Below are 4,515 nucleotides of genomic sequence, written 5' to 3'. Positions count from 1 at the left end.
TAATGCAATGTTGTAGCTGTCTCACTATGCCCCATTAAATAACTAAGGGTTGTAAGATTATTTCCGTCAAAAGCTGTTGAAGCATTGTAAAAGCGGATTTTATGACTGGAATGATAAGGAACACCGGCTTCTTTGCAATATTTCTTCAAACGGCGATTAAAGCTGTCTGTTGTCATAATCTCGCCGTTGGGTTCAAAGACATATATTCCATTTGGATTTAATTCCTTTGCTTTGTGAAGAATTTTAAGTGCTTCGTCTGTAAGGAACTGTTTACGGAATCCATGAGAAGTATTTCCTTTCATTTGATTTACTACTTTTACTTTTCGGCTTGAGAATGTTAAATCATCATTCAATGTACGTTCACAGGTCGCCTGTCTGTGAAGATATACAAGCCTGTTATTGTAGTCAATATCTTCCCAACGGATAGCTTTTGTTTCTCCAACACGGATAAACAGATAGAAAGATAACTGTATTGCAAGAGAATATGGCTCTATGATACACCGAAGATAATTTAATAACTTATGCGTATCATCACGAGAAAATACATTGTCACTTTGTACTTCTACTGGCTTATAGGTAAACTGTTTGAAATTCACATCAGAGACAGGATTATGTGATATAATTTCTTCTTCGATCGCATAACTCATTACTCCATTCAAAACAGAACGGGCATTACTGACTCGCTTGTGCGTGAACTGTCGGTCTTTTGTAGCTTCTCTGAAAAAGCGGATAAGCGTGATTGGTTTGATTTCGCCTATCTTCATTTTAACAAGTTCTGTATCTTTGAAAAATCTATTCCATTCAGATACATACTCTTGAATTGTTTTTGCTTTTACGGAAGTATAATCTCTTTTATACAAAAGCCATTCAACATATAATTCTTCCAGTGTGACATTCTGACGGTTTTCAGCTTTCTGCTTTTCGAGATAAAATCTGATGATTTCTTTTTCAAGGTTCTCTTTACTCTTCCTCTTAACAGGACGGCGTTTGTTAGGTTTGGTTTCATCGGGTAAATAAGTACGCCAGCTTTTTTCTGATTCCGAGTAATAAATTTCATATTTGTGATTCTTCAAGATTTTTTTATTTGCCATAATTTTAAAATCTTTGAAGACTTCATCTGTGCTCATGTTAGCACAGGTGGCTAACGTATTCAATAATGTTATATCTGAAAACGTAACGGGATTATCCATAAGATTCCCCCTTTACGCAAGGATTTTCTTTTTTAATTTTGATGTAGATAACACTGCTGTCCTTTAAGCATGAACCAGTAGATAAGAAAGCGTTGGTATCGTAAATTTGCCTTGTGTATTCTTTCTGAAAGACGATATTTTCTTTTTGTAAGTCATGTAAAATGTCTTCGGTCAGCATGACTTTTGTTTCGTGTGGAACTTTCAGATTTTGAGATTTAAAAAAGGCTTTTTTCTTATGTTCTTTCAAATCAAGGTCTTTTCCAAAATACTTGCTAAGATAACGACCTCTGTTTTCTTTGCTGTCTACATCAATGCGATTGATTTTAATAAATCCATGTGACCATAAATTCTGTAATTTTTCTTTTGCTATATACGGAAAATCAAAGAAAATAACATGATAATGGATTGCTCCACGCTTCTGTTTCTCCCACGTTGCAAGGTATTTTAATAACTGGGTTTTGGTATGATACAAATAATAATTTAATCGCTGGATAAAATACTTAAATTCTCTGTTGGTTATCAGGATTTCCTGAATGTTTTCTTTAAATGTCAGTGTTACAAATTTTGTTCTGTTATCAAAGTTGCAGTCAACAATACGGGCAATATCCCAACGAGCCTGTTCGTAATGCTTCTGCTTGCGTTTTAAACTGTCATATTGCTTATGAGCTGACATTTCATCAAATTTTTTTCGGTTACTTATGTCTGTTAAATCTGCCTTTTCTTTCGAGTGAATAAAAATAGGGTTTTCGTAAATATATACTTCTTTTGTAGTAGGAGTTTCAATGATTTTCGTATTGTATGCAAAACACTCTTTTGTTTTGCTCACGAATATCACCTCATATCCCAATTTTTGTAATGAATGTTCCGATTGTTTTCGGAAGATGTTGTTTTATATATCAAGTATAGAGGTCAGCCAGTTCAGCACCTATGACGTTGTCCGGCACTGACTGGCTGACATAGTAGGGAAATTATTTCATTTCCACTTTTCTGATATTGGAAGCTTCTGCTTTGACAGAAAGACGTCCATTATAGAGACTAGCCCAAGTATGTAAGCCATCAAATGAGACTGGAATCTGCCCTTTTTGTTCAAGTTCCTCGTTGGTAACAATCGCTGTGTTGGCTTTAATGCCTACTTTGACTTTCTCAAACTTTAATTTTGGAAGAAGAACTGTATAGTAGAATCCTAATTTTTCTTTTGTAGAAAAGTCTATCCAGTCGGAAACTTCTACTAACTGAAATTCCTCTTGCAGTTTGTCTGGATTTAAAATAAAGTCATTTCCTCTAATCATCGTTTCACCTCCTTACAGATATCTGATTATCAGATATTAAGATAATCTTATGATAAAACAAGCGTTGCAGAATGTCAATAGAAAATATCTGAATATCCGATAAAAAGATTGACAGAGAAAATTTGATGAAATATAATGTGCTTATAAAGGAGGTTCGCTATGAATAAAATAAAAGAATTGCGGAAAGAAAAGAATATAACCGTTGCGGAACTTGCAAAAGAATTAGGCATTTCACAAAGTATGCTTACGAACTATGAAAATGGAAACGGAACGCCGAGAGATGAATCTATATGGGAAAAATTATCACAGATATTCGGCGTGAGTAAAAGCCACGTTATGGGATTAACTACGGATATTGAAACAGCAAATAAGACAAAACAGTTGAAAGTGGTTGTGGATACATCTCAGCCGATCTCAATACAACCGAAGAATCAGACAGACCTTGATGTATTGATAAAACTGGATTTGATAGACAGTGAAGACATGGAAGAAGTGTCAGAATTTCTTGATAAACTGTTGGCACAGGAGAAATATGAGGGACGGAGAGAATCAAACGTTAAATATGTCGTTGAGTAGAAAATGCTTTTCAGCCGTCCACTTGCCCAGTCGACCCGCCGCCCTGTTAGGAACCGTCGCACTGGGCATCCTTGCGGAACGTTAGTTTGCGAAAATACGAACAAAAGAATATAAGGAGAGGGAATAGCCGATACTACTTCAAAAGCAGTAATAGAGTGCTATTCTTTTTTATTATATTCAATGGTTGTAGTTCGGAATGGTTTGCTATTATTGTGCAAGTAATAAGTTGGATAATAGAGCTTGATTTCCAAGGTGGTAGGCGTACCATTGATTTTGTTATGTTCATTTTCAATGTCTTTGATTAATCCATCAATTTCCCAACATTTGTAAACAATTACAGTCAATTCAGTATCTCTGGTATCTGCACTGCTAAAGGATATGCTGTTAGTAATATGATAGTCCGGCAGTCTGAGATAATTATAGAGAACGGTCAGTAAACAGAGCATTGTGATTGTTGCTATGATTTTCTTTTTCATGTACATACCTCTTTTGTGTTATTAACAAGGGACTGACTATATAGTACCTCACTATATAGTGAATTACTACATAAAGATTTAATAAATATACTTTATGTAGAGGTGCGGAACATGAATTATGGACATTTAGAATTAAGAATAGAAGAACTGTTACAAGAAAAAGGTATCAGTAAGAATATGATTTGTAAGGAACTCGATATCCCAAGGTCAAATTTCAATAGATATTGCAGAAATGAATTTCAAAGACTGGATGCAAATTTAATCTGTAAACTATGCAACTATTTTGAATGTGAAATTGGTGAGTTAATTCGATATGTAAAAGAATAAAGTGATAAATGGGTATGCGGAAATAAAAAATATTCGCATACCTTTTTAATTGAATATTTTATAAAATGGAATTATACTGTGAATAACATGAAACAGAGAAATCAAAGTTTGAAGCGGAGGTATGTATTATGAATATAGGATTTTGGTCGTGTATAATTTTGGTAATACCATTTCTGATTATAGGTGTTTTATTTGCGATTTTTAAGGCAAAAGCAGCAAAATTTGTTTCAGGATTTAATTCATTTTCTAAAGAAGAACAGGCATTGTATGATAAAGCTCATATCTCTCGTGATATAAGAAATCAGTGCTTTATGTGGGCTATTATAATGTTGGCAGGAGCATTATTATCCTGCTTTTTAACCCCATATATAGCTATACCAACCTATATTATTTGGTTAGTTCTGTTTTTTAGAGAAGTCCACTTTGATAATCATAAAGCGTTTGAAAAATATTTATTAAAGTAAATTCAAGTTTGGAGAATTGAGAAAATCGGAAGTTTACAGTGAGGTGAAAGAGGTTGAATTATGTAGAATATGGAAAAGAAAACAGCGATGTAATTATCCTCTTACACGGAGGCGGTTTATCATGGTGGAATTACAAAGAGGTTGCTGAAAGACTTCAAACAGATTATCATGTGGTTTTGCCTATATTAGATGG

At 34.1% G+C, this 4,515-nt stretch carries 7 protein-coding genes; 3 read left to right on the top strand and 4 right to left on the bottom strand.

Translation table 11 applies throughout. The features are described from left to right. The 3 genes from PGU50_RS17235 to PGU50_RS17225 all read right to left on the bottom strand — a co-directional run. Window positions 1-1,190, bottom strand: a 1,190-nt coding sequence (locus tag PGU50_RS17235) for a tyrosine-type recombinase/integrase (RefSeq protein WP_270247575.1), incomplete at its 3' end; no start/stop codon positions are given. Further along, window positions 1,183-2,016, bottom strand: a complete 834-nt coding sequence (locus tag PGU50_RS17230) for a rolling circle replication-associated protein (RefSeq protein ID WP_173822866.1) — start codon at window positions 2,014-2,016, stop codon at window positions 1,183-1,185. The genes PGU50_RS17235 and PGU50_RS17230, both read right to left, overlap by 8 nt. A 142-nt stretch (window positions 2,017-2,158) precedes the next feature. Continuing rightward, window positions 2,159-2,479 carry a hypothetical protein gene (locus PGU50_RS17225; protein ID WP_055195245.1) on the bottom strand — a complete coding sequence of 107 codons (321 nt, stop codon included), beginning with the start codon at window positions 2,477-2,479 and terminating at the stop codon, window positions 2,159-2,161. A 159-nt stretch (window positions 2,480-2,638) separates the two neighbouring features. Between PGU50_RS17225 and PGU50_RS17220 the strand changes: the two genes are divergently transcribed. Next, window positions 2,639-3,055, top strand: a complete 417-nt coding sequence (locus PGU50_RS17220; RefSeq protein ID WP_005424130.1) for a helix-turn-helix domain-containing protein — start codon at window positions 2,639-2,641, stop codon at window positions 3,053-3,055. A gap of 158 nt (window positions 3,056-3,213) precedes the next feature. Here the strand turns inward: PGU50_RS17220 and PGU50_RS17215 are convergent, their stop codons facing one another. Next, complete coding sequence (locus PGU50_RS17215) at window positions 3,214-3,531, bottom strand: hypothetical protein (protein WP_040015282.1); 318 nt, start codon at window positions 3,529-3,531, stop codon at window positions 3,214-3,216. Window positions 3,532-3,642: 111 nt separating this feature from the next. On the opposite strand from PGU50_RS17215, the gene PGU50_RS17210 reads away from it, so the two are divergent. Both PGU50_RS17210 and PGU50_RS17205 read left to right on the top strand, forming a co-directional pair. Then, window positions 3,643-3,858 carry a helix-turn-helix domain-containing protein gene (locus PGU50_RS17210; protein WP_004845965.1) on the top strand — a complete coding sequence of 72 codons (216 nt, stop codon included), beginning with the start codon at window positions 3,643-3,645 and terminating at the stop codon, window positions 3,856-3,858. Window positions 3,859-3,986: 128 nt separating this feature from the next. After that, complete coding sequence (locus PGU50_RS17205; RefSeq protein ID WP_117455468.1) at window positions 3,987-4,322, top strand: DUF3784 domain-containing protein; 336 nt, start codon at window positions 3,987-3,989, stop codon at window positions 4,320-4,322. The last annotated feature ends 193 nt before the right edge of the window (window positions 4,323-4,515 follow it).

The organism is Coprococcus sp. AM11-30B, from assembly GCF_027674365.1.
Classification (GTDB): domain Bacteria; phylum Bacillota; class Clostridia; order Lachnospirales; family Lachnospiraceae; genus Allocoprococcus; species Allocoprococcus comes.
This window is presented reverse-complemented; position numbering and strand designations above follow the sequence as displayed.